At 27.6% G+C, this 26,047-nt stretch carries 19 protein-coding genes, 6 tRNA genes, 1 rRNA gene and 1 other annotated feature; of the genes, 5 read left to right on the plus strand and 21 right to left on the minus strand.

Translation table 11 applies throughout. The features are described 5' to 3' along the window. The first annotated feature begins 660 nt into the window (after nucleotides 1-660). The 5 genes from I2E98_RS14035 to bsh all read left to right on the plus strand — a co-directional run bounded on the left by I2E98_RS14035 (nucleotide 661) and on the right by bsh (nucleotide 7,247). The gene (locus I2E98_RS14035) at nucleotides 661-1,434 is read left to right on the plus strand and encodes a 23S rRNA (adenine(2058)-N(6))-methyltransferase Erm(Q) (protein WP_007286427.1); all 774 of its coding nucleotides are present in this window, start codon (nucleotides 661-663) and stop codon (nucleotides 1,432-1,434) included. Between the two features lie 174 nt (nucleotides 1,435-1,608). Beyond that, nucleotides 1,609-2,853 (plus strand): GTPase HflX, encoded by a 1,245-nt coding sequence (gene hflX, locus I2E98_RS14040; protein ID WP_162214182.1) that lies wholly within the window; start codon nucleotides 1,609-1,611, stop codon nucleotides 2,851-2,853. Between the two features lie 652 nt (nucleotides 2,854-3,505). Then, the gene (locus I2E98_RS14045; RefSeq protein WP_195469516.1) at nucleotides 3,506-4,708 is read left to right on the plus strand and encodes a L,D-transpeptidase family protein; all 1,203 of its coding nucleotides are present in this window, start codon (nucleotides 3,506-3,508) and stop codon (nucleotides 4,706-4,708) included. Nucleotides 4,709-4,839: 131 nt separating this feature from the next. Next, nucleotides 4,840-6,180, plus strand: coding sequence for a CCA tRNA nucleotidyltransferase (locus I2E98_RS14050; protein ID WP_195469517.1), 1,341 nt, complete (start codon nucleotides 4,840-4,842; stop codon nucleotides 6,178-6,180). A 92-nt stretch (nucleotides 6,181-6,272) separates the two neighbouring features. After that, on the plus strand, nucleotides 6,273-7,247 hold the full coding sequence (gene bsh / locus I2E98_RS14055; RefSeq protein WP_195469518.1) for a choloylglycine hydrolase: 975 nt from the start codon (nucleotides 6,273-6,275) through the stop codon (nucleotides 7,245-7,247). A gap of 71 nt (nucleotides 7,248-7,318) precedes the next feature. Here the strand turns inward: bsh and addA are convergent, their stop codons facing one another. The 21 genes from addA to rrf all read right to left on the minus strand — a co-directional run. After that, nucleotides 7,319-11,077 (minus strand): helicase-exonuclease AddAB subunit AddA, encoded by a 3,759-nt coding sequence (gene addA, locus I2E98_RS14060; RefSeq protein ID WP_195469519.1) that lies wholly within the window; start codon nucleotides 11,075-11,077, stop codon nucleotides 7,319-7,321. A 2-nt stretch (nucleotides 11,078-11,079) separates the two neighbouring features. Then, nucleotides 11,080-14,511 (minus strand): helicase-exonuclease AddAB subunit AddB, encoded by a 3,432-nt coding sequence (gene addB / locus I2E98_RS14065; RefSeq protein ID WP_195469520.1) that lies wholly within the window; start codon nucleotides 14,509-14,511, stop codon nucleotides 11,080-11,082. Nucleotides 14,512-14,521: 10 nt separating this feature from the next. Continuing rightward, entirely contained in the window at nucleotides 14,522-15,040 is a 519-nt protein-coding gene (locus I2E98_RS14070) for a GNAT family protein (RefSeq protein WP_195469521.1), read from the minus strand. Nucleotides 15,041-15,194: 154 nt separating this feature from the next. Beyond that, a complete protein-coding gene (locus tag I2E98_RS14075; protein ID WP_195469522.1) occupies nucleotides 15,195-16,136 on the minus strand; it encodes an ROK family protein in 942 nt (313 codons plus the stop codon). Nucleotides 16,137-16,317: 181 nt separating this feature from the next. Further along, nucleotides 16,318-16,410: transfer RNA gene (locus tag I2E98_RS14080), tRNA-Ser, on the minus strand. Between the two features lie 5 nt (nucleotides 16,411-16,415). After that, nucleotides 16,416-16,506 (minus strand) — tRNA-Ser (locus I2E98_RS14085). A 317-nt stretch (nucleotides 16,507-16,823) separates the two neighbouring features. Beyond that, nucleotides 16,824-16,914, minus strand: a tRNA-Ser gene (locus I2E98_RS14095). A gap of 201 nt (nucleotides 16,915-17,115) precedes the next feature. After that, a tRNA-Ser gene (locus tag I2E98_RS14100) sits at nucleotides 17,116-17,206 on the minus strand. Between the two features lie 63 nt (nucleotides 17,207-17,269). After that, the gene (locus I2E98_RS14105; RefSeq protein WP_195469523.1) at nucleotides 17,270-17,893 is read right to left on the minus strand and encodes a tRNA-uridine aminocarboxypropyltransferase; all 624 of its coding nucleotides are present in this window, start codon (nucleotides 17,891-17,893) and stop codon (nucleotides 17,270-17,272) included. A gap of 128 nt (nucleotides 17,894-18,021) precedes the next feature. Then, entirely contained in the window at nucleotides 18,022-18,408 is a 387-nt protein-coding gene (gene panD, locus I2E98_RS14110) for an aspartate 1-decarboxylase (RefSeq protein WP_195469524.1), read from the minus strand. A gap of 17 nt (nucleotides 18,409-18,425) precedes the next feature. Continuing rightward, nucleotides 18,426-19,271 (minus strand): pantoate--beta-alanine ligase, encoded by an 846-nt coding sequence (gene panC / locus I2E98_RS14115; RefSeq protein WP_195469525.1) that lies wholly within the window; start codon nucleotides 19,269-19,271, stop codon nucleotides 18,426-18,428. A 13-nt stretch (nucleotides 19,272-19,284) separates the two neighbouring features. Then, nucleotides 19,285-20,112, minus strand: a complete 828-nt coding sequence (panB, locus tag I2E98_RS14120) for a 3-methyl-2-oxobutanoate hydroxymethyltransferase (protein ID WP_195469526.1) — start codon at nucleotides 20,110-20,112, stop codon at nucleotides 19,285-19,287. Nucleotides 20,113-20,114: 2 nt separating this feature from the next. Then, on the minus strand, nucleotides 20,115-20,957 hold the full coding sequence (locus I2E98_RS14125) for a Rossmann-like and DUF2520 domain-containing protein (protein ID WP_195469532.1): 843 nt from the start codon (nucleotides 20,955-20,957) through the stop codon (nucleotides 20,115-20,117). A gap of 251 nt (nucleotides 20,958-21,208) precedes the next feature. Beyond that, the gene (serS, locus tag I2E98_RS14130) at nucleotides 21,209-22,486 is read right to left on the minus strand and encodes a serine--tRNA ligase (protein WP_195469527.1); all 1,278 of its coding nucleotides are present in this window, start codon (nucleotides 22,484-22,486) and stop codon (nucleotides 21,209-21,211) included. Between the two features lie 65 nt (nucleotides 22,487-22,551). Next, nucleotides 22,552-22,756 (minus strand) — a binding site (T-box leader). A gap of 130 nt (nucleotides 22,757-22,886) precedes the next feature. Beyond that, the gene (locus I2E98_RS14135) at nucleotides 22,887-23,120 is read right to left on the minus strand and encodes a DUF1667 domain-containing protein (RefSeq protein ID WP_195469528.1); all 234 of its coding nucleotides are present in this window, start codon (nucleotides 23,118-23,120) and stop codon (nucleotides 22,887-22,889) included. 14 nt (nucleotides 23,121-23,134) lie between these two features. Then, complete coding sequence (locus tag I2E98_RS14140) at nucleotides 23,135-24,547, minus strand: FAD-dependent oxidoreductase (RefSeq protein WP_195469529.1); 1,413 nt, start codon at nucleotides 24,545-24,547, stop codon at nucleotides 23,135-23,137. A gap of 17 nt (nucleotides 24,548-24,564) precedes the next feature. After that, nucleotides 24,565-25,074, minus strand: coding sequence for a transcription repressor NadR (locus I2E98_RS14145; protein ID WP_195469530.1), 510 nt, complete (start codon nucleotides 25,072-25,074; stop codon nucleotides 24,565-24,567). Between the two features lie 15 nt (nucleotides 25,075-25,089). After that, nucleotides 25,090-25,587 carry an HD domain-containing protein gene (locus I2E98_RS14150; RefSeq protein ID WP_195469531.1) on the minus strand — a complete coding sequence of 166 codons (498 nt, stop codon included), beginning with the start codon at nucleotides 25,585-25,587 and terminating at the stop codon, nucleotides 25,090-25,092. A gap of 184 nt (nucleotides 25,588-25,771) precedes the next feature. Then, nucleotides 25,772-25,847 (minus strand) — tRNA-Ala (locus tag I2E98_RS14155). Between the two features lie 5 nt (nucleotides 25,848-25,852). Continuing rightward, nucleotides 25,853-25,929: transfer RNA gene (locus I2E98_RS14160), tRNA-Ile, on the minus strand. A 5-nt stretch (nucleotides 25,930-25,934) separates the two neighbouring features. After that, a 5S ribosomal RNA gene (rrf, locus tag I2E98_RS14165) occupies nucleotides 25,935-26,047 on the minus strand; the annotation flags it as partial.

Here is a 26,047-nt window from a genome sequence, read left to right on the forward strand (position 1 = left end):
TCTAATTTCATGTTAAAGACTTACTTTATGTGCTATTTTTAGCCCTCAACATCGCAATCAAACCAACTCATATTGCGAAGCAAAAGGATAGGAGCATAGCTCCTATTTTTTATTTTATCTATAAAGTATATTGTGATTTTGCTAGAAGTGAATCGGAGTGCTTTACAGTAAATATAGTTTATGGTATTATTAAATACATTAAAATATGAAAGGAGTTGTAGTTATGAAAAATTTATATATAATGCTTAATAAATTAAAAAAAATATACATTACTCCTGGGTATATTATAAATTAGATAGCATATGCTTAATATACAAATCCCCTGGAATATCGACTTATATTCTAGGGGATTTTTTATAATGTTATAGCTCTGCGCTATTTAATATTAATAGTTAACATAGAGAGTATAAATAATGAAAAAATTTAAAAATATCTTCGTTTGAAAATAACTACTTAATAAAGATGCAAAAATTATAAACAAATATTTAAAGCTTATTATATGAAAAATAGGAGGAAATAAAATGATTATGAATGGTGGAATAGCGTCAATAAGATTAAGAAGATAGCGCACGAGTTGTGGCTATCGTTAAACAAATTTAATATAATGTCATAACTCCGTGCTATTTAAAGAGTAAAAATAGTGAATTAAGGAGATTATGAATGAAAGCTAAAAGTAATAATTATAGAGGAAAAGTTGATATTAGTGTATCGCAAAATTTTATTACTAGTAAAAATACTATATATAAATTAATAAAAAAAACAAATATATCCAAAAATGATTTTGTTATTGAAATTGGACCAGGAAAAGGTCATATAACAGAAGCTTTATGTGAAAAAAGTTATTGGGTTACAGCTATAGAACTAGATAGAAGTTTATATGGAAATTTAATAAATAAATTTAAAAGTAAAAATAATGTTACTCTTATTAATAAAGATTTTTTAAATTGGAAATTACCTAAAAAAAGAGAATATAAGGTATTTTCTAATATTCCTTTTTATATAACAACAAAGATTATTAAGAAATTATTATTAGAAGAGTTAAATTCACCAACTGATATGTGGCTAGTTATGGAGAAAGGTTCCGCAAAAAGATTTATGGGAATACCTAGAGAGAGTAAATTATCATTACTTTTAAAAACTAAATTTGATATTAAGATAGTGCACTATTTTAATAGAGAAGACTTCCATCCCATGCCTAGTGTAGATTGCGTCTTAGTATATTTTAAAAGAAAATATAAATATGATATATCTAAAGATGAATGGAATGAATATACAAGTTTTATATCTAAGTCTATTAATAACTTAAGAGATGTATTTACAAAAAATCAAATTCATGCAGTAATTAAATACCTAGGTATAAATCTTAATAATATTAGTGAAGTTTCTTATAATGATTGGATACAGTTATTTAGATATAAACAAAAGATAGATTAGTAATAGTAGATTTAAATTAGGAGGTGTTAAAATGATTATGAATGGTGGAATAGCGTCAATAAGATTAAGAGGATAAGTCACGGGTTGTGGCTATTATCTTAATTTAATAAAGAGTCATAATCCCGTGATATTTAAAGTTAATATTTAAATATAAAATTACAGGAGATTATGAAGATGATAAAAAAAGGAATAATTGTAGGAATTAATATAAATAATAAAAATAATTTTGATGAATCTATGGAAGAATTAAAAAATTTATGCTTAGCTTGCAAAATAGAAACTGTTGGTCAAATTAAGCAGAATTCAAAGAAAGTTAACTCTACTTTTTATATGGGTAGTGGGAAGATAGATGAATTAAAAAATTTAGTAGAAGAAAACAATGCAGATATAGTTATATTTAATAATGAATTATCAGCGTCACAAGTTAAAAATATTGAAGAAGAAATAAATTGTAATGTCATAGATAGAACTGCGTTAATATTAGATATCTTTGCAAATAGAGCAAAAACAAGAGAATCTAAATTACAAGTAGAGGTTGCGAAGCTCCAATATGAATTACCAAGATTAGTTGGTTCAAATGAAGATTTAGGTCGTCAAAGTGGTGGAGTAGGGACTAAAAACAGAGGCGCAGGAGAAACAAAATTAGAATTAGACCGTAGAAGAATAGAAGATAAAATTGCTAATTTAAATAAAGAGCTTGAAGTATTAAAAAATCAAAGAGAAGTACAAAAAAGTAAAAGGAAAAAATCTAATATTCCTAATGTAGCTTTAGTAGGATATACAAATGCTGGTAAGTCATCTGTTATGAATGCTTTAGTAGAGAAGTTTATAAATGATGAAGATAAAAAAGTATTTGAAAAAAATATGCTATTTGCAACTTTAGAAACTTATGTTAGAAATATAAAATTAGATAATAATAAATCTTTTTTATTATCAGATACAGTGGGATTTGTTGGGGATTTACCTCATAGTTTAGTAAAAGCTTTTAGGTCTACTCTAGAAGAAGTTTGTGATGCGGACTTATTACTTCATGTGATTGATATATCTAATCCTAATTATGAAAATCATATAAATGTAACAAATGAAACATTAAATCAAATAGGGGCGGATAATATTCCTGTGATTTATGTATATAATAAAGTTGATTTAATGGAATTAGATACATTCAATATAGAAGGGATGCTGGTTTCAGCTAAAAAATATATAGGTATAGAAGAATTATTGGAATCTATATGTAAAAATATATTTATGGATTATATAAAATGTAAGGTTATGGTTCCTTATAAAGATGGTAAAATGACATCTTATATAATTGATAGTTCAACTGTTCTAGAAACTGAATATACTAATGAAGGAACTTTATTTAGTATAGAATGTAGTAAAGAGGATTATGTTAAATACCAGTCATATATAATCTAGAGTGATTCTAGGTATCTATATAAACAATGCATAAATGAAAGAGGATGTCGCATACCAATTGAAAATTGTTCATGTGATAGCCTCTTTTATATTTGATAAGTAATTAGAAATGATTTTATTGTATGTGTTTATTGCAACAATAAAGTAAATAACTACAAATGATGCTAAAGACATTAAAATAGGATAAATAAATACTTCCAAAACCAATTAAGCTAGAGATAAATATACTTGTAAGAATGACTTTGTCTTTGTACGACTACGATGGGGAAAATGTGTATTAAAGAAATAACAAAAATACTTTAAATGAAATGTGTAAATTAAGTTAATGCTATAATATAATAAAGTGAACAATATTAATATATTGTGATTCAAAGGGATGTCGATAAGACATCCCTTTATGTTATACTTATTTCCACATTATTTTAAAACAAAGCCAAATAAATTTATTTCTCATTTTTATTTTATCGTTCATTACTCCTCCATAAGACCTAATTACTTATAATAAATTTAATACTATATTAGTATTTTTACATTTTGATTATAACATATTTTTCTAAATTTCCTTATGTACTTTTTGTAAATTCACTTAATATGGGTTTAAAAATTAAAGAAATAGTCAATTATTAATAATAAAGCATAAGGAGGTATTTAATTGAGAAGTTTATTTCGAAAACCTAAAAAAAGTGTTTTTAAAATTATTACAATTATTTTTACTGGACTGTTACTGGTATTTGCTGCTAATTACTATATAAATTATAAATATTCTTTAATTACAGATGACTTTTTCTCTAAATTTAATAGTTGTGATTTCACTGCTGCTAAAAAAGTTATCACAGATGATAATATTTATTTAAAATTAAAAAAGAAAACTTTAAATAAAGACTTAAATACTTATTTTTCATCTGTAGTAAAAAACCTGTGTGATTCCGATTTAGATAATGAAGATAATAAATCAAAATCTTTATTAGTTTTAAACGAAATTAAGAGCTATAATATATTAAATTCATCATTGAATAAGGCAATAATTTCATTAGATGATACTTATACCCCAGAAAATGATTCTGATTATAAGGCAATTTTGGATTTAGCTTTAGATAATTGTAATAATGGCGATTTTGCTACTGCCATTAACTTATTAAAAAAAATACCTGATTCTTCAAAATATTATAGTGATTCAACTAAGTACATAGAAAAATGTATAACTGATTACAAAGATAGTTTATTTAAAGAGGCTGATAATTTAGTTAAAGATGATTATTATACTAAAGCTATAAATTTATTGTCTAATGTTGATACTTCTATAATCTCAGAAGAAGATGATGATATTAATAATAAAATTAATTCTATAGCTGAAGCTAAAGAGAATTATTTGGCTTCCATAGGCTCTAATGATAGTCAAAATTCTACTTTAACCTCTAGTCAATTGCTTCAAGCAATTACTAGTACTAACATAAATACTTTGAATATAGAAAGCTTAACTCCATATTTAATATACGTAAACTTATCCGAGCAAATCACATATGTTTATAAAGGAACTATGAATAAGTGGAATATCGTTAAATCATTTACTTGCTCTACAGGTATAGATGAAGAAAAAACACCAACAGGAATTTTTGATATACGTGAGCGTGGTGATTGGTTCTATTCAGATAAATATAGTCAAGGTGGAAAGTATTGGGTTCAATTCTACGGAGATTATTTGTTCCATTCTGTTCCTTATAATGAGGATCAAAACGAAGTTGTAGATAATACTTTAGGAACCCCAGCTTCTCACGGTTGTATTAGATTAAAAACAGAAGATGCCAAATGGATTTATGATAATATAGAAGCTGGTACAAAGGTTATAATTAATTAAACTTAAAAGCTATATCTCAAATTTATTTAAATATAAGATTTGAGATATAGCCTTAATTTTTTGCTATTACCTTTTTACATAATCTTTATGGTAAAATATATTAATAATACTTATTTTAGAGGATGATTTTTATGTTTATTAATATACCTAACAATGTTCAATTTATTATAGATACATTTTATAACAACAATTATGAAGCTTTTATGGTTGGTGGATGTGTTAGAGATTGTTTGCTTGGTCTAACACCTAAAGATTATGATATAACTACTTCTGCTTTACCTAATATAACAGAATCACTATTTGAAAAAACAATTCCAACTGGAATAAAACATGGAACAGTTACTGTTGTATTAGATAATGAAAATTTAGAAGTTACTACTTACAGAACAGAAGGAAATTATTTAGATAATCGTCATCCTGAATCTGTTGAATTTGTTTCAAATATAAGAGAAGATTTATCAAGACGTGATTTTACAGTTAATGCTTTAGCTTATAATAACAAAGAAGGCCTTATAGATTATTTTAATGGAATAGATGACATAAAAAATAAAATAATTAAAGCTGTTGGAGATCCAAATAAGAGGTTTCAAGAAGATGCTTTAAGAATGTTACGTGCAATTAGATTTAGTTGTCAATTGGGCTTTGAAATCGATAATTTAACATATACAGCTATAAAGGAAAACTATAAGCTAATAAAAAATATTAGTATTGAACGTATTAGAGATGAATTATGTAAAATATTAATTTCTGATAATCCTTGTAATGGCTTAAATTTACTTAAAGATACAGGAATATTAGAAATAATTCTTCCTGAAATTCATAGCTTAATTGGATATACACCTCTTTGTAATAATCATAATAGAGATGTATTTGCCCATACATTAAATGTAATAAGCAATACTTCAAATAATGACTTAATTTTACGATTATCTGCCCTTTTCCATGATGTTGGTAAACTTAATACATTAAAACAATTACCTAATGGTCATTGTTACTTCCCTGGTCATGCTCAAGAAGGTGCAATAATATGTAAACCAATATTATCAAGACTAAAATTTGATAATGCTACAATAAATAAAGTTTCTGCTATTATTTATGACCATTTAGTTTTAAATGTAAATTATATGCCTACTGATGGTGAAATTAAAAGATTATTAATACGCGTTGGTAGTGAAAATATATTTACACTTTTTGAACTTCAAAAAGCAGATATAAATTCATTATGGGATCCAATTCCATTCTTAAAAAAGGTAGATTATATATCTGATAGAGTAAAATTAATACTTGAAAATAGTGAACCACTTTACATAAAAGATTTAGCTGTTACTGGTTATGATTTAATAACACATTTAAATATTAAACCTGGAAAGACTATTGGAAAAATACTAACCTTTTTATTAGAAAGTGTATTAGACGATAAAAATTTAAATGATAAAGAAACTCTTTTAGAGATAGCTCAAAACTTTCTTTAATTAATAAATAAAAACAAAACTTTATAATTTAAAAACAAAGTGGGTATGCTAATGTTAAAAATAAAGTATTATTCGATATACGAAGGAGAATTATGTGTACAGCAGCAACTTATAAAACAAAAGATTTTTATTTTGGCCGAAATTTAGATTATGAATTTTCATATGATAATGAAATAACAATAACCCCACGAAATTTTCAATTTAATTTTAAAGAAATGGAAAGTATAAAATCTCATTATGCAATAATCGGAGTAGCATATGTAGCTGATAATTATCCACTGTATTATGATGCTATTAATGAAAAAGGATTAGGAATTGCAGGTTTAAATTTTGTTGGAAATGCTAATTATAAAGAAAAGGTAAAGGAAAAAGATAATATAACTCCCTTTGAATTAATTCCATGGATTTTAAGCCAATGTGAAACTGTAAAAGAGGCAAGAGTTTTAATTGAAAAAATTAATATGTTAAATGTTCCATTTAACGATAATTTACCATTGTCTGAGTTACATTGGATTATTGCAGATAGCAACGAATCTATAACTGTAGAATCAGTAAAAGAAGGACTTAACATTTATGATAATCCAATAGGAGTCTTAACTAATAACCCTACATTTGATAAGCAAATATTTTCATTAAATAACTATATGCACTTATCAGCAAAATCACCAAATAATTCATTTGGTAAAGATTTAAATTTACATCTTTATAGCCGCGGAATGGGAGCAATTGGGCTTCCAGGAGATTTATCATCACAATCAAGATTTGTAAGAGTAGCATTTACTAAAATGAATTCTATTTCTAAAGATGACGAGAACGAAAGTGTTAGCCAATTTTTCCACATTCTTCACTCAGTTGATCAACAAAGAGGCTGTTGTGATTTAGGTAATGATAAATATGAAATAACACTTTATACATCATGTTATAATACTAATAAAGGAATTTACTACTATACAACTTATGATAATCATCAAATTACAGCAGTAGATATGCATAAAGAAGATTTAAATGGTAATCAACTTATAACATATCCTTTCATCAAAGAAGAGCAAATAAACTATCAAAATTAAATAAAAACATTAAAACCTAAAGTCTATAATATATATTATTAGACTTTAGGTTAGCTATTTTTTATAATATTTTAAATTTTCACTTCAACTTCTTTATCTATTCCAAATAAGTAAAGATAACTTTCTTTTACTCTTTTCTCTGTTATCTTCTCTAAAGCATCCTTATAATATTTAAGTTGAGCTCTATATCTTTCAATTATCTCATCAACTTTTTCTTCTTCAACATAATCAGTCTTATAGTCTAAAAGAACTATTCCATCCTCTTCTTCAAAGAAACAATCTATTATACCTTGAAGTCTAATCTTTTCATCTATATAAACATCTTTATTTAATTCCGGCTTATACTCCACACTACTTAATTCAGTGAAGAAAGGTAACTCTCTACTTACTAATCTTTCATCCTTATAAGCTTTTAATAATCTCTTTCCTAAATTGCTATTAAAAAAATTATATATTTTCTTATACCAAACAGTTGAAGCTTCCTTTTCAGTTAACGAATTATCTAATACCATTTCCTCTATTTGAGCTTTAATTTCGCTAATTGTACTAACTCTATCATAATTTAGTCTTTGCATAACATAGTGAATTACAGTACCTCTTTCAGCTGCAGATAATCCCTTTTCTTCTTTTAAAAATTTTGGCTTTAAAACTTCTTTTTCTTTAAATACTTCTACAGTATCATGTATTTCATCACCATAAGTAAATTCTTTTTTCTTTAAATCAGAAACAGAAATATTACTTGGTAGCATTGCACCTTCTATAAATTTATATTTATAATCAAGTCTTCTGCTTATTTCTTTATCTACAACAACATTTTTAGAAGTTATAAACATGCTCTCATCTTCAACTTTATCCACAGTCTCTAAATTTTTATCCACTGTTAATAACTCTTTTGTCCAGAACTTAATATCCCATTTTGAAAAGTCACTTGTTATTAACTCTCTAGTAGCACCCGTTACCCCTCTAAGTTTTTCTCCACAGGTATGTTTACACATAGCCATAGCAATCCAATCTAAATATGATTTACCTTTTAATACTTCAGAAGGTAATACTATACTCTCATCTAAGGATGCTGATGATATCCATCCACTAATTGATTTTTCTAAATTACTACTAGCTCCAGTTATTATCAGCTTTTCTTTTGCTCTAGTGAATGCAACGTATAGTATTCTCATTTCTTCAGATAAAGTTTCTAATCTTATTCTCTTCTTTATCGCCTCTTTTGCTAAAGTCGAATATGAATTTCTAGTTTCTAAGTTAACAAAATTAGGTCCAAATCCTAATTCTTCATGATATAAAATAGAATTTGATAAATCCATTAAATTAAATTGTTTCCCCATTCCACTAGTAAATACTACTGGGAATTCAAGTCCTTTACTTTTATGAATACTCATAATTCTTACTACGTCTTCATTTTCTCCTAATACCTTTGCACTTCCCATATCTCCAGAAGACTTTCTAAGCTTATTAATAAAGTTTATAAAATTAAATAAACCCTTAAAACTTGTGCTTTCATATTGTTTTGCTCTTTGGAAAAGAATTTTTAAATTTGCTTGCCTTAGCTTCCCATTAGGCATTGCTCCAACATATCCATAAAAAGCAGTATCCATATATAGATACCAAATGAATTCATCTATTGGAGTATAAATTGCTCTTTCTCTCCACTTTGATAAATCATCTATAAATTTACTACATTTAAACTTTAACTCTTCATTGATTTCATGTATACCTTCAGAAACTTCTTTTATTAATTCATAGAAATATAAATCTTTATTTAATAATCTTAAATCACTTAATTCTTCAGCAGTAAATCCACATATAGGTGATCTTAAAGTTGCTATCATAGGTACATCTTGAAGTGGATTATCTATTATCTTAAGTAAAGACATTATAGTTCTAATTTCAATAGATTCAAAATATCCACTACCAGTATCAGCATATACAGGAATACCTTCTGAACCTAATTCATCTAAAAATATTTCTGCCCAATTCTTTGTTGCCCTTAAAAGAATGACTATATCTTTATATTTAACATCCCTATATTCTTTAGTATCTTTATCAAATACTTTAAATCTTTTACCATCTTTAATTTCAAATAATTCTTTTATTCTTTTAGCAACTATTTTAGCTTCAAGAGTTATTCCGTCAATATCTTCTTCCTCTTCTTTAGCTATCTCATCATCATCATCAAAAGAATCTTCAACTTTTTCTTTAACAATTCCTGACTTATCTAATATATGAAGCTCTATTTCTCCACCAACTATTGATTCATCATCATTAACTTCCTCAAAACTAGCGCCTAAGTTTAAAGCCTCTTCATCCGTATATTCAAGTTCTCCAACAGTTTGAGACATAACCATTTTAAATATATAGTTAACTCCTTCTATAACCTCTTCCCTACTTCTAAAATTCTTATATAATTGAATTTTCCTATCATTACTACCTTCTTCTAATGAGTATCTATTATACTTATCTAAAAATAACTCTGGTTTTGCCTGTCTAAATCTATATATACTTTGCTTAACATCTCCAACCATAAATACATTAGACTCTTCAAATCTTCTTCTTGAAACTAAGTCTATTATAGTTTCTTGAACATTATTAGAATCTTGATATTCATCAACTAAAACCTCATCAAAAAACTCCATAAAATGTTCAGCAACCTTAGAAGGGATTATATTATTGTTTTCATCTCTATCTATTAATATTTTTAAACAAAGATGTTCTAAGTCGTTAAAATCTAATATATTTTTCTCTCTTTTCTTTTCATTAAATCTTTTAGAAAACTCAAGTGTCACAGATGCTAAACTCTTCATAAAAGGATATACACCTATTATTCCATCTAAAGCCTCTTGTGGAGTAAATTCAAATGTACTTTCTATTAAAGATTTAATCTTTTTCTTTACAGAATCTCTTATGCTTTTAACTGTGTTTTGAGCATTTTCATCAGAAACTTGATTCTTCTTAACTGTCTTTAACTTAATAAATGAAATAGAATTTAAAGCAATATAAATATCATTTAAACCATTATCTAAACTTTCATAAGCTTTTAATAAATAGTCATAATCACTATTAAAAGCATCTAAATATGGTTCTAAACCATCAGTATCATTAATTATTTCAATAGCCTTTCTATACATATTTAAGAATCCATTTAATTCAACTCTTAAACTTTCCCTTAGCACCTTTACCCATTCACTCTTATCAAGCTCTTCTAAAGTACTAATATTAAAAGCTTCAGCCTTCTCTATCACCCATTTTTCTGGCCAAGGTCCACTCATAGAAAATCTATATAAAGAAAGTATCATTTCTTTTAACTTTTCATCATCTTTAGAACCACTATATGCTTCTATTAGTTCTTTAAACTCTTCATTATCTTCTTCATAGTATTCTTCAAAAAGCTCTTCAATTATTTCATTCTTCATTAAAGTTGCTTCTGTTTCATCACCTATTCTAAAGCTAGGATCTAAATCAATAGTATAAAAATAATTTTTAATTACATCTAAACAAAAGGAGTGCATAGTAGTAATATTAGCTCTACCTAATAAGGTAAGTTGTCTTTGAAGATTTTTAGAGTTAGGACTTTTCTCTAAGGCCTTTGATATAGCTGCTGCTATTCTCTCTCTCATCTCTGATGCTGCTGCACTAGTAAAGGTAACAACTAAAAGTTTATCAATATCTACTGGGTTTTCTTCATCTGTTATAATTCTTATAATTCTCTCAACTAAAACAGCAGTTTTCCCTGAGCCTGCAGCTGCTGCCACAAGCAAATTACATCTTCTTGTTTCTATAGCTTGAAGCTGTTCATTAGTCCATTTAGTAGCTCCCATATCTATTCATCCTCCTCCACTTTTACTTTATTACTCATTGCATCCCACAAATCATCTTTTTTCTTTTTTAATATTATTTTGTATTTATTATCTTTTATCGAAGTATCAAATTGACATATTGATGAATAATCGCAGTAATCACAATATGTTACTTTTGATGATTTACAAGGTTCTATTTTAACCTCACCACTAAGCATTTCTTCGCATATTTCAATCATTTTATCATTAACATATTTTCTTAATAATTCAAATTGTGACTCTGTTACTACAGAACTAGTACTTGTAAAATCTCCATCCTTTTTAAAGGCAGCTGGAATTATAAGTGAGTATGTTTCCATGTCTCTATCCATAGACTTAACAAGTTCCACATTCTTCAATAATAACCCATCCATCTTTAACTTCTTTAATACCTCAACTTGAATTTCTTCCTCTGTTAAGGCTTTCTTTGACTTAATTATTGGATTATCAATTTTAAAATATAATATACCACCCGGCATGCATTGTGTTTTTAAAATTTGCTCTGAATTTTTTAGTATCGCATCCAAGTAAACTAATAATTGTATTTGAAGACCATAATATAACTCATTTAAATCAAAGCTCTTAGAGCCAGATTTATAGTCAACAATTCTTATATATGTTTCTCCATTTAAATCAACCTTGTCAATTCTATCAACTCTACCTTTTAAATATACTATCTCCTTTGAAGGTAATTCTAATTTTATTGGATCTGAATCTTTAAAATCTCCAAAGTCAAATTCACTTTTGAATATATCAAACTCACCTTTTCTCATTTGTTCTGATATTACTGTTACAGATTTAGTAATAGTCTTTTTAAATCTTTCTGAGAAATATTGATACTTTTTATTACTATTTAATATAGAGTTAGTTTCATTTTTAAGCTTACTATTAACAAGTTCATTAACTATTTCAGCACATTTCTCCTTTGTTAAATCACCCCATAATATATTTTCTTTTCTTATTTTATTTGTAAATTGATCTAATATATCATGCATAAATGAACCTAAATCTGGTGCAGTAAACTCATATACTTTTCTATCTTTAGCTTTTAATCCATATTGAACATAATAACTAAAAGGACACTGAGCATATTTTTCTATTCTAGAAACATTAAACATTAATCTTCCATTGTCATTGCTATAAAGTCTTTTAATCTTTTCTCTTGGTATCTTTTCAACTAAATTAGTATAATTTAGCCCATTAAAAATAATCTTAGTTCTATCTTTAAATTCTTCACTTTCTTCAAACCACTTAAATGTTTCTACCCAATATGGTTCGATTTCTTCATTTTCATATTCTCTTCTTAATGCTTCTATAAGTTCATTAAATGTTGGTACTGGTGCAGTTATATTATGATATTTATCATAAAATAAATTGCTATTAAATATCTCACTTTCTTCTTTTAATCTAGGTAATATCTTCTTTAATCTAGGTATTACTATTGAAGGTCTCAATGATTTACCCTCAAAATCTGCCATTGGATAAGTAATCATTAAATAATTCGAAGGGATTGTTAATGCTGTATAAACCATAAATTGCTCTTCAAATACCCTACTTCTTGTATCACTAGCAAGCTCAATTCCCATACTTTTAAGCTCAATTCTATCTTCATCAGATAATATACCCTCATCTTTATTAGCAGAAGGTAACACACCATCATTAGCTCCTACTATGTAAAGTGCCTTTACATCTCTACCTTTTATTCTGGCTATATCACCTATATTTACTTGATCTAATGCCATAGGAATTACACCAATTTCTTTTTCTTCAAATCCTGATATTAATATTTTAGAAAAAGTCTTTAAATCAACTACTTCATCTCCTAATACTTCTACAGCTTGATCTAACATATCCATTACTATAGATGGAACTTGAGTATATTCCTTAATTTTATCTTGCATTCCCTTATCATTAAAATTATCAAGCCATTTATCCATAGTTTCAAAAGCATTTATTTCTAATAAAAATTCATATAAAGCGGTACAATATTTTCTTACTGTAACATCAACTTTTATCTTATTATATAAATTAATTATTGGTCTTCTGATTTCTTCCATATACTCAAAGATTTCAATTTCTTCTTGTGTTAATTCTTCATCTTGAGATATTAATAAATCTCTAGTCCATTTATATCCCTTTATCCCATTAGCTAAAATATAATTTTCTAATTTATCAATAAAATTTGTTTCTAATGTTATAAGACCACTCTTTACGTATTTAAATACACTTTCATAAGACCAATTAGTAACTAATATTTCTAATGCTGATATTATTAGTACCACTAATGGATTGCTTAATATCTCTCTTTTCTTATCTAGGAAATATGGAATATTATACTCATTAAATATAACCGAAGTTATTTTATCGTAACTATCAATTTCTCTACAAACAACAGCAATATCCTTATATCTATATCCTTTATCCCTAACAAGCCTTAATATATCTTGTGCTACCCATTCTATTTCAGAGTAATTATTATTGGCTTTATATAATCTTATATCTTTACAGTTCTCATTATATATTTTAAAAGGGAAGTTAAAGAAATATTTTTCTATATGACCTAACTCCTTACTCTCTTTAAATCTATAAATATTTTCCTTATTTAAATTCACAGGCTCTTTATAGGAAATATTATTTTCTTGCATCATCTTTAAAATTCTATTTTCAGTATTTTTTATTACATCAAATATATCAGTTTCACCTTCAGTAAACTGAATTTCTCCATCACTACATAAAGTAATATTCAAATTTTTACATTGTTTAGCTAATACCTTTAGTACCTCTAACTGCTGTGGAGTAAATGTTGTAAATTCATCTACCCAAATTTCAGCATCATTATATAAATCACATTCCTTTAGCTTTTCAGCTAAAATAGATAATATATCTTCTGAATCTATATAGCCTTTATGCAAACTTTCATTAAAAGTTTCATAAATAGAAGCTAAATCACTTACCTTTTCTTTTAAATCTTTATCTTCTATTTGTAATTCTTTTTCCTTTAATATTTCCTCGGAAATATTATATTTTTTAAACTCAGTAATTGATTTTGATACTATTCCAACAAATCCTTGTTGCTTACTTATTCTATTAAAATATTGAAGTTCTTCACCTTTATCTTTTAATAGTTTATAAATAAGCATATTCTTTCCTGAGTCTTCTATTACATTAATTGCTCTTCCACCACATTTATCAAAAACTCTTGTAGCCATTCTCTTAAAGCTTAAAACCTCAGCTCTAAGTAATGATCTTTCTCCTACATATTCTAATAGCTTTTTTTCAGTCTGAAATGTATATTGATCTGGCACTAACATTATTAACTTGTTATTTTTATCATTATTTAACTTTTTCTTTATTTGATTTAAGCAATAATAGCTTTTTCCTGCACCAGCTCTTCCAAAAACAAATCTAATTCCCATATGCAACTCCTTAAGCTTTAAATTCCTCTTTTAATAACCCCATTACAATGGTATCTAAATATTCTCCCTTATAATAATATTTCTTTCTTCGTATACCCTCTTCAACAAATCCGCATTTTTTATAACATAACACTGCAGCCTGATTTTCCCTAACTACCTCAAGTTCAATCTTATGAGCTTTTCTCTTAAAAAATAAATATTTTAAAAGTGTCTTTATTGAATCTGTTCCATATCCTTTACGCCAATACTTTTTACCTATAGTTAAACTAATGTTATAAACATTTCTTGAATATTTATCTTCTGAATAAATTATTACTCCAACAATAGCTCCATGCTTATCAATTATTACATAATTTCTTTTTGAAGGTATATTTAAATATTTTAAGTGTTCAATTATATATTTCTTTGATAATGTCCCATATTGATTACCATTATATTTTAATACTTCACTATCTGAACATAAATTATAAGCTTCATAAATATCATCTTTTAATATTTCCCTTAAATATATTTTATCTCCATAAATCACATTAATCCCTCCCCCTAATTAATGATACTATTATTTTGAAAGTTTTACTAATTGCTAATAGCTAATTATTAATTACTACAACCTTTTCAAATAAAAAAACTACAATACATAAAGATTCTCTCTTCATATATTGTAGTTTATTATATACTCTATATTATCTCTCAGTAATAGCTAAAGCTGCAGCACCTAATACTCCTGCTTTTCCACCTAATACAGCCTTTTCGATTGCACAATTTTCAACGAATGCAGCCATACATCTTTCTTCAACAACATTTCTTATAGTGTCAATAACTATATCTCCACCATTAACTACTCCACCACCAATAACAACTTTTTCTGGATCGAAGTTTGTTATTGTGTTAGCTACAGCAATTCCAAGATAAGTTAATGAAGTTTTTAATATATTCTTAGCAACTCTATCCCCGTTTGCAGCTTCTTTAAATACTTCTTTAGATGTAACATTATCATAATTCTTTAATGAAGTTGTAACATTACTTAATACAGCTTCTTTAGCTCTCTTACCAATTGCTGTACCAGATCCTAAAGCTTCTGCACATCCTAAGTTTCCACATCCACATCTTGGTCCTTCTGTTGATACAGTCATATGTCCAATTTCTAATGCATTTCCTGTAGCTCCCCTAAATAATTTACCATTTAAAACAGCTCCTCCACCGATTCCTGTACTTGCTGTAATAAATACCATGTTTTCAGTACCTTTTCCTGCACCGAACATAAACTCTCCTAATGTTGCTACATTAGCATCATTATCTAAATAAGTTGGTAAATCATATGTTTCTCTTATATTTTTAACTATTTCAAAGTTTTTAAATGGTAGGTTTGCACTTTCTATTATTATACCATTTTTAACATCTAATGGTCCTGGGGAACCGATTCCAATTGATTTAATTAAGCTCTTATCTGTTCCATCTATAACATAACTAATTGTTTCTATTAATCTTCCTAAAACAGCTTTTTCACCTTCTTGTGCTAAAGTTTCTACTGTTTTTTCTTTTATTATATTTCCTTCTAAATCTACTAAAGCTGTGTAAATTTTAGTTCCACCTAAATCAACACCTACAACATATTTCTTTTCCATTTATTACCCTCCCACTAACAAGTTATACTATTTTAACTATTAAAAGTATACCATTTAAAAATTACGTTTACAATTATTAATTATGGAAAATATGGAATTAATTCATGTATTTATAAATATACTGAATTAATTTATTTTCTTTCATATACCAAAAAAGCATCTAACTAATGTTAGATGCTTTTGGCGGAGAACAAGGGATTCGAACCCTCGCACCAGTTTTATCCAGCCTACTCCCTTAGCAGGGGAGCCTCTTTAGCCACTTGAGTAATTCTCCACTTATGGCGGAGAGACAGGGATTCGAACCCTGGGTACGCTCACACGCACGCCGGTTTTCAAGACCGGTGCCTTAAACCAACTCGACCATCTCTCCAAGACAAGATTAATTATATCAACCATAGTTAATTATGTCAACACATTTTATTAAATTTTTTTTATTTTTATTTATCTTTAATTACTACTTTTAAATTTACCGTTTCAGGATCCATTATTAACCCATGCACTTTTATTTTCTTTGGAACTAATGGATGCTTCTTTATTAATAGTTTTCTCTCCATCAATATTACTCATTCCACAATTTTTATGACCAATTACGATGCATTATAGTAGCTCCTGCATTTTTTACTTTTATCTTACCATAAACTTAAAATATATATACAAAAAAAGCTTCTAGCATTTGCTAGAAGCTTATGGCGGAGAGACAGGGATTCGAACCCTGGGTACGCTCACACGCACGCCGGTTTTCAAGACCGGTGCCTTAAACCAACTCGACCATCTCTCCAAGACAACATTAATTATATCAACCACTATTAATTATGTCAACATATTTTATTAAATTTTATTAATTTTTATTATTTTTTATTTATCTATAATTATTCCTTCTAATTTTTTGCTTCCTGATTCATTATTGTTTTATACCTTTAGGCTTTTGTAACTTCAAATATATATACAAAAAAAGCTTCTAGCATTTGCTAGAAGCTTATGGCGGAGAGACAGGGATTCGAACCCTGGGTACGCTCACACGCACGCCGGTTTTCAAGACCGGTGCCTTAAACCAACTCGACCATCTCTCCTCGGAACAATTGTTATTATATCAGTGTACAAATATTATATCAACACTTTTTATAAAAAATTTTTCAATTAATTTTATGCCCACTTGCTCCTGCTTTATAACTATCTAAAAATAAATCGAAATCCATATCCATTTTTTCACTTGCATCATTTTCTTCATTCATTTTAAGTAATTCTATAGCTGCTTCTATTGTACATAGGTTCCCTTCTTCTTGTCCTCTTCTTAATGTGAATTTAGAAATTTTATTTGTTTCTAAAGGAAGTATAGGTAATTCTTTTAAATAGTCACTTTTTCTTATTATTTTCCAAGCTTCTTTCCATGTACCATCTACAATAATAAATACTGGTATATGTTCACCTTTAGCATATTTAACTCTTCTTATCTCCATTTCTTCATTAACAATAGGGAATATTAAATATACTTTGTAGATATCATTATTTATGTAATTTAAAATCTCTTGAGAGTTTTCTCCTCTTCTCCAAATAACTATTTCTGTAGATTCTGAATTAATTAATTTTAGCAAACTAGCTGTATTAGTATTTCTATATATCTCTCGTTCACTAGATAAAATTATAAATTTAGATTTTGTCTCAACTTTCCTTATTCTATTGCATATACAAGTTATAACTGGTAAACCGCATATATTACAATTATCACATATATTTGTTATTCTTCTTCTATTTATCATATAAACCCTCTATTAATATTTTTATAATTACATAATACTATATCTTATTATTAATAAAAAATGATGAATTTAGAATAAAAATATTACTCTAAATTCATCATACTTACCTAAACTATTTTAATATTTTATTATTCAGAAAGTTGACCATGCTTTTCATAATTACTAATTCTACTAATTTTATTTTCCTCATTTACAAAAACAACCTTTGGTTTATGCTCTTTTACCTCTTCTGTATCCAAATCACAATAAGCCATTAATATAATTTTATCTCCAACTTGTACACATCTTGCTGCAGCTCCATTTAAACAGATCATACCTGTTCCTCTTTCTCCCGCAATAGTATAAGTTTCAAATCTTGCCCCATTATCAATATCAACTATATGAACTTTTTCATATTCATATATTCCTGCTGCATCTAATAAATCCTCATCTACTGTTATACTTCCAACATAATTTAATTCAGCTTGTACTACCTTTGCTCTGTGTATCTTACCTTTTAACATACTTACCTTCATTGTTACTTCGCTCCTTATTATAACTCATATGTGAAATTATCTATTAATCTTGTCTTGCCTATGAAGACGGCTATTGCTACTAATACTGATTTTTCTATTCTTTCTACCTTTTCCATAGATAGACTATCTACAACTTCGATATAATCAATCCTTGCTAATTTTTCTGAATTAATTACTTCTTCAATTAACTTAATAATAATCTCTGAATCTCTTTCACCAGCTTGAATTTTTTCTTTAGCTAATGTTAATGATTTATTTAATATTATTGCAGCATTTCTTTCTTCTACTGATAAATAAGTATTTCTTGAACTCTTAGCAAGCCCATCTTTCTCTCTAACTATAGGACACCCTATAATTTCTATATCTATATTTAAATCTCTTACCATTCTTTTTATAACTGCTAATTGCTGAGCATCCTTTTCCCCAAAATAAGCTCTATCTGGAGCTACTATATTAAATAATTTTGTTACAACAGTGCAAACACCTCTAAAATGAGTAGGTCTACTCTTACCACATAATTCGGCTGTTAATCCATTCATATCAACAAAAGTAGAAAAATCATTAAAATACATTTCTTCATTTTCAGGATGGAATATAATATCTGCTCCTGCTCTCTCACACACTTTACTATCTCTCTCTAAATCTCTAGGATAGGTAGATAAATCCTCCTTAGGACCAAATTGAATTGGATTAACAAATATACTTACAACAACCCTATCATTTTCTTCTGAGGCTTTTCTAATTAAACTTTCATGCCCCTCATGTAAATATCCCATAGTAGGTACAAATCCAACCTTTAATCCTTCAGCTTTCCATTCCTTTACTGTGGCTCTTACATCTTTTATACTTTCCACAATTCTCATTTTCTCTTCCCCTTTAATATAATTTTTCAATTACTTCATCATTTATTTTAAAAGAATGCTCTTCTGCTGGAAAAATTCCATCCTTAACTTCCTCTATATACTTTTTAAAAGCTACATTCATTTTTTCACCTAAAGTTTCATACTTCTTAACAAACTTAGGAGTAAAATCACTATACATTCCTAACATATCTTGATAAACAAGAATTTGCCCATTACATTGAGCACCAGCACCTATTCCTATTGTAGGTATAGATAGTTTTTCAGTTATTATTGCTGCAAGCTTAGCTGGAACACATTCTAATACAACTGCAAATGCTCCTGCTTTTTCTACAGCTAAAGCTGCTTCAATAAGATTTTTTGCTGCCTCTTCATCTTTACCTTGAACTTTAAATCCACCAAAAGCATTAACTGATTGAGGAGTTAATCCAATATGAGCCATAACTGGTATTGAAGCTTTAACTATAGCTTCTATCTTATCACAAACCTCAATTCCACCTTCTAATTTAACTACATGAGCTCTACCTTCTTTAATTAATCTTCCTGCATTAACCACAGCATCATATACTGATGTTTGATAAGACATAAAAGGCATATCTGCTACAACTAATGTATTTTTTACACCTCTAGATACTGCTTTAGTATGATGTATCATATCTTCCATAGTAACTGATAATGTATCTTCATATCCTAAACAAACCATTCCTAATGAATCTCCAACTAAAATTCCATTTATTCCAGCTTCATCAATTATTTTTGCTGTAGAATAATCATATGCTGTAAGCATAGTAAGTTTTTCATTTTTCTCTTTCGCTTGTTTAAATGTAACTGCTGTATTTTTCATAACTAATCTCCTAAATACTCTTCTAAATTTTTATAATCTCTATGCAAATTTTTAACTTTTGCTATCCTTAAAATGTTTTTTGATAATAACCTATATAATTCTTTATCTTCTTCACGTATTACATTTAAATGATTAATAACAGTACTTAAATCTCCTCGTTCTATAGGTCCAGTCAAACTATTAACTGCACCTCTTTCCTTAATATTTCTTAAGTTATTTTCAATTAGTGGATATAAAGCTTTTATAGCCATTTCCTTTGTAAATCCACATTCTTCTAGATAATTAACTCCATTATTAATTAATCCTAATACTAAGTTACTGACTGTTACTGATGCTGCATGATATAAAATCTTATTCTTTTTATTAATAATTGCTACATCATTTCCTAAGTGTAAAAATAACATCTTTAAATATTCAAGATGTTTTTTATGACCTTCAATTGTAATAAATGCTTGAGATAAATCTTTGTAAGAATTATATTTGTCCGAGATAGCGAACATTGGATGAATAGAATAACCATATGCACCATGATTATTTATATTTGAAAAGACTTCTGAAGAAATAGAGCCACTACAATGGCAAATTAATTTTTCTTTAATAGGTAACTTTTTTATTTCATTCCATACATCTGCAATTTGATTATCAGGTGCTGTAATGAATATAGCATCACTATTTTTTATTAAATCTTCTAAATTAGTATATTGTTGCGTATTTGTAAAAGTTGCAGCTTCTTTAGATGAATGCTGTGATTTACTATAATAGCCACTTACATCTATATTATTTTCTTTTAGATATTTTCCTAAGGAAAAGCCTACTTTTCCTGCTCCAATAAATCCAAATTTTATAATTATCACCTCCAAAAGAGTGTGATACTAACAAGTCCCATTCAAAATTGATATGAGCTATTTCTTTTAATCTTTAAATTTTCAAATATATAAGGTGCGGTTTAATTAAAATACCACCCATATTAAATTTATCACATTTCTAAATTTTGTCAATATTTGTTATTATTCAATTTTAAATAATTCTTTATAAAAAATAAGATATAAGAAAATTATAAATAATTTTCTTATATCTTTTATTTAATACTTTTAAACTATCTTATAACATCCATTCCACCCATATAAGGTCTTAAAGCTTCTGGAATATTAATAGAACCATCTTCATTTAAGTTATTTTCTAAGAATGCAATTAACATTCTAGGTGGAGCAACAACTGTATTGTTTAATGTGTGAGCAAAGTATTTACCTTTTTCTCCATTTACACGAATCTTTAATCTTCTAGCTTGAGCATCTCCTAAATTTGAGCAGCTTCCAACTTCGAAGTATTTCTTTTGTCTTGGAGACCAAGCTTCAACGTCAATAGATTTAACCTTAAGGTCTGCTAAATCTCCTGAACAACATTCTAAAGTTCTAACTGGAACATCTAAAGAGCGGAATAATTCAACTGTATACTTCCATAGCTTTTCAAACCATTCTTTACTTTCTTCTGGTTTACAAACTACTATCATTTCTTGTTTTTCAAATTGATGTATTCTATAAACTCCTCTTTCTTCTATTCCGTGAGCTCCCTTTTCTTTTCTGAAGCATGGTGAATAACTAGTTAGAGTTTGAGGAAGACTTTCTTCCTTTAATATAGTATCAATGAATTTACCTATCATTGAGTGCTCACTAGTTCCTATTAGATATAAATCTTCACCTTCTATTTTGTACATCATTGATTCCATTTCAGCAAAGCTCATAACACCAGTAACTACTTCACTACGAATCATGAATGGTGGAATACAGTAAGTGAATCCTTTATTAATCATGAAATCTCTAGCATAAGAAAGTATTCCTGATTGTAATCTTGCTATGTTACCCATTAAGTAATAGAATCCATTACCAGCAACTTTTCTAGCACCATCTAAATCAATTCCGTTTAACTTTTCCATTATTTCTGTATGATATGGAATTTCGAATTCTGGAACTACAGGTTCACCGAATTTTTCAACTTCTACATTTTCACTATCATCTTTTCCTATTGGAACACTTGGATCAATAATATTAGGTATAACTAACATTATATTTCTTATTTTTTCTTCAAGTTCGCTTTCTTTAGCTTCTAATTCAGCAAGACGAGCTGCTTGTTCGTTAACTTTTGCCTTTAACTCTTCTGCCTCTTCTCTTTTTCCTTGACCCATTAATGCACCAATTTGCTTAGAAATTGTCTTTCTGTTTGATCTTAATGAATCTGCTTCTTGTTGTGTAGCTCTACTTTCAACATCTAAAGCAATTACTTCATCAACTAAAGGAAGTTTTTGATCTTGGAACTTATTTTTAATATTTTGTTTAACTATTTCTGGATTTTCTCTTAAAAATTTTAAATCTAACATAATATCCTCCACATCTATTTTATTATAAATTTTTTCTAATATAAAAAAGAGCTCTTCCTTCCCATATAAGGGACGAAGAACTCCGTGTTGCCACCCTAATTGATAACAAGTTTTCACTTATTATCCACTCTTTATAAAACTAACGGGTTTATCCGTACTGCTCATCACAGTCCCTCCAAGGTGGATTCATAAAATATTGATATCAGTTTACACCAACCACTGACTCTCTTAAAACAATTACTTTATTACTAGCCTTTTCAACGGTTTAATTAAATATTTACGATATTAATATATTAAATATATTATAAGCTTCTACTTTTTGTCAATACATTAAAAAGCTGATTTTAACAAAGATATTTAATACAAAATAAAACTTATGCCGTAAAAATACTATCGTTAATTATTTAGTTTGAATATCCCTAGTGCAAATTATATCAACTCCACTATTTAGAATATTCTTACATATAATACTTCCCATTTTTATAGGAATACTTACATATAATCTACTAACAACTTTAGACATTTCTATCCATAATTCCTTATCAACTTCATCACTACTTTTAACAGGAACAACCTTAAATCTATCACTACCTTTAACTCTAACTACAGAAGTGAAAATATCCTTTTTACCCATACTTATTACTCCTATTATATATCTTTAAATTCTTTAATTCTGCCTGAAACTATATTTGAATTTTTTGAATCATCTACTATATCAGTAATTTTTCTATCTAACTCCCTAGATAATATTTGTACTATTTTTTCATTACAATAAGCTCCATGGCAATTTCCGAATCCAGCTCCAGTTCTTCTCTTAACGCCTTTAACAGTTCTAGCACCTAAAGGTCTTCTAATAGAATCAACAATTTCTCCTTCTGAAACATTATTGCACATACATACTATCTTTCCATAACGCTTATCTAATTTAATAACTTCATTAATCTCACTTCTATCCATTTCTCTAAATCTATAGAATTCTCTTCTTTTATCAATGAAATTCTTTTTTAATTTACAATTCAAATTGCTACTAATAGTATCACATAGCATTTTTGCTATAGCCGGTGCTAATGTAACCTTTCCATAATGCGTTCCTATTACACTAATATATCCCTTATCTATTTTTTCATCATCTACTACAATAGAATCCTTATCATAACTTTCCCTAAATAGATTATTTATATTACTTTTATTTAGGCCCTTTAACATTTTAGCTGCATATTGTAAATTATCATCTAAACTAGTTTTTTCAATGCTTTTTATCCCAATAAGAGAACCTCCATTTAAAACTGGAGTGGAAACAACAAAAGTATCTTTATCAAAAGTCTTTGTAACAATTCTTTCTAATTTATTTTCATAATTATCATCAAGTAAAATATAACTCATATTTTTGAAAGAATTTACTCCATCACCAGACTCTTTTTCTTCAACTACACCTTTTTCATTTATATATATTTCATTTGCAATTGTATTTATAACAACCTTACAAGAGAATTTATTCTTATTGGTTACAACCCTAAAACCTTTTGTAACATTTTGAATAGTTAAAACTTCTTCTTCTAATCTAAAATTAACTCCATTATCAAAGGCAACCTCAGCATATGCAATTGCTAAATCGTATGGAGCAACTATAGCAACATTTTGAGAGTATAATCCTTTTTTTACTTCAGCATTAATATGAGGCTCTATTTCATATACTTCATCAGGATCTATTAAGTATACCCCATCAATTCCACGTCTTATGGCTCTTTCATACATTTCTTTTAATTTAATTACACCATTATCATCATTAACTACTCTTAATGATCCTATTCTTTTAAATGGAACATTAAATTTCTCACATAAATCTTCTAATAGTATATTTCCTATATACTCTAATCCAGCCATTACATTATTAGATGTTTCTGAACCATCATATACTATGGAAGTATTAACAAATGAAATATCATCTGCTATATCAAATTCTTTTTCAATTACAGCTATATTTAAATTATATTTAGATAATTCATAGGCAACAGCACATCCAATTATGCCACCACCTAAAACTAAAACATCATAATCCATAATTCAATTCCCCTAATTTATAAAATAAAACCATTTTCTTTTAATTCTTCTTTTATTAACTCCATATTTTCAACAGAGTCAGCAGAAATAGTATGAAGATGTACTCCATTAGTTAATATAGATAGTGGTTTTGCATTTATTTGTTTTAATGAATTTTTAAACTTATTTAAATCATTAAGATTTTTTATCATTAATATACCTTTTATCTCTCCATATAAAGGATGTTCTACTATTACATCTTCTATTATCCCACCATATTTAACAACTATCTCAAGCTCTTTAATAACGTCTTCATCATTATGATTTACTGCAATAACTGATTTTACCCTATTGCTATTATCATCATTAATCATATATCCATCTGGAGTTGCTATTATATTATTTCCTTTAGCTCTTAGAATAGCTATATCCTTAACTATTATTTGTCTGGTTACATTAAAGCTTTCAGCTAATGTTGTTCCTTTAATAGCTTTCTTCTCGCTTATTAACATCTCCATAATGCTATTTCTTCTTTCATCAGCCTTCATAATTCACCCCACAACTTAATTTCTATTGTCACTTTCCTTTATTATATCTAATAGTTTATTCCCTTGTATTTTATTGCTATGATGGTATCTAACAGTATCTAAAAACTCCTTATCATATGTATTAAAATACTTTAATAAATTTGCACCCTTTTCTGCATGATTATAATAAGAATCGACTGCTTTAATTCCATCATATTTTTTTAATTTTCCTTTAGTGACCTTGTTTAATATTACCAATACAGACTTTTCAATAATATTAAGTCCATATTCACCTTTTCCTATATCATGTAACAAACCTACTTTAGCAACTCTATTTAAATTTATATTTCTTCCTCTTGATAAATATACAGCATCTTTACTAACTCTAATACAATGCTGTTTATCGGTTTTTTTTAGTTTATTAAATAATCTTCTTTCTTTTTTATTTAGAAATTTATTTACATATTCAGTATCAATATCTTCGGACAATGATTTTAATGCCCAAATAAATTGCTTTACTCTATATAAAGACATCTAATTATCACCTTGTTCTTTAACATATATTGTAATACACATTCATATTTATAATACCACTATTATAAATAAATTAAAAATATAAAAATCTATTTTATTTAGTTATAATTCTACATTTTCAATATTAATCTAATTATTTAAAGTTTTATAAAGCAAAAAAAGCTACGATTTATATCGTAGCTTTTGGTGGAGGTAAAGGGATTCGAACCCTTGACCCCTTGCGTGCAAGGCAAGTGCTCTCCCAACTGAGCTATACCCCCAAAAATGGTGGACCTTCAGGGACTCGAACCCCGGGCCGACCGGTTATGAGCCGGTTGCTCTAACCAACTGAGCTAAAGATCCTTATTACCTGGCAACGTTCTACTCTCCCACACAGTCCCCCGTGCAGTACCATCGACGCTGTAGAGCTTAACTTTCCTGTTCGGAATGGGAAGGAGTGTTTCCTCTACGCCATCATCAC

The organism is Clostridium sp. D43t1_170807_H7, assembly GCF_015555905.1.
In the GTDB taxonomy this organism is placed as follows: Bacteria; Bacillota; Clostridia; order Clostridiales; family Clostridiaceae; genus Clostridium.

What these genes read in the sequence shown, in the direction of transcription:
- I2E98_RS14035 (WP_007286427.1), top strand. Translation starts at nt 661, where the DNA reads ATGAAAGCTAAAAGTAATAATTATAGAGGAAAAGTTGATATTAGTGTA.
- hflX (WP_162214182.1), top strand. Translation starts at nt 1,609, where the DNA reads ATGATAAAAAAAGGAATAATTGTAGGAATTAATATAAATAATAAAAAT.
- I2E98_RS14050 (WP_195469517.1), top strand. Translation starts at nt 4,840, where the DNA reads ATGTTTATTAATATACCTAACAATGTTCAATTTATTATAGATACATTT.
- bsh (WP_195469518.1), top strand. Translation starts at nt 6,273, where the DNA reads ATGTGTACAGCAGCAACTTATAAAACAAAAGATTTTTATTTTGGCCGA.
- addA (WP_195469519.1), bottom strand. Translation starts at nt 11,077, where the DNA reads ATGGGAGCTACTAAATGGACTAATGAACAGCTTCAAGCTATAGAAACA.
- addB (WP_195469520.1), bottom strand. Translation starts at nt 14,511, where the DNA reads ATGGGAATTAGATTTGTTTTTGGAAGAGCTGGTGCAGGAAAAAGCTAT.
- I2E98_RS14075 (WP_195469522.1), bottom strand. Translation starts at nt 16,136, where the DNA reads ATGGAAAAGAAATATGTTGTAGGTGTTGATTTAGGTGGAACTAAAATT.
- I2E98_RS14105 (WP_195469523.1), bottom strand. Translation starts at nt 17,893, where the DNA reads ATGATAAATAGAAGAAGAATAACAAATATATGTGATAATTGTAATATA.
- panD (WP_195469524.1), bottom strand. Translation starts at nt 18,408, where the DNA reads ATGAAGGTAAGTATGTTAAAAGGTAAGATACACAGAGCAAAGGTAGTA.
- panC (WP_195469525.1), bottom strand. Translation starts at nt 19,271, where the DNA reads ATGAGAATTGTGGAAAGTATAAAAGATGTAAGAGCCACAGTAAAGGAA.
- panB (WP_195469526.1), bottom strand. Translation starts at nt 20,112, where the DNA reads ATGAAAAATACAGCAGTTACATTTAAACAAGCGAAAGAGAAAAATGAA.
- serS (WP_195469527.1), bottom strand. Translation starts at nt 22,486, where the DNA reads ATGTTAGATTTAAAATTTTTAAGAGAAAATCCAGAAATAGTTAAACAA.
- I2E98_RS14135 (WP_195469528.1), bottom strand. Translation starts at nt 23,120, where the DNA reads ATGGGTAAAAAGGATATTTTCACTTCTGTAGTTAGAGTTAAAGGTAGT.
- I2E98_RS14140 (WP_195469529.1), bottom strand. Translation starts at nt 24,547, where the DNA reads ATGGATTATGATGTTTTAGTTTTAGGTGGTGGCATAATTGGATGTGCT.
- I2E98_RS14145 (WP_195469530.1), bottom strand. Translation starts at nt 25,074, where the DNA reads ATGAAGGCTGATGAAAGAAGAAATAGCATTATGGAGATGTTAATAAGC.
- I2E98_RS14150 (WP_195469531.1), bottom strand. Translation starts at nt 25,587, where the DNA reads ATGTCTTTATATAGAGTAAAGCAATTTATTTGGGCATTAAAATCATTG.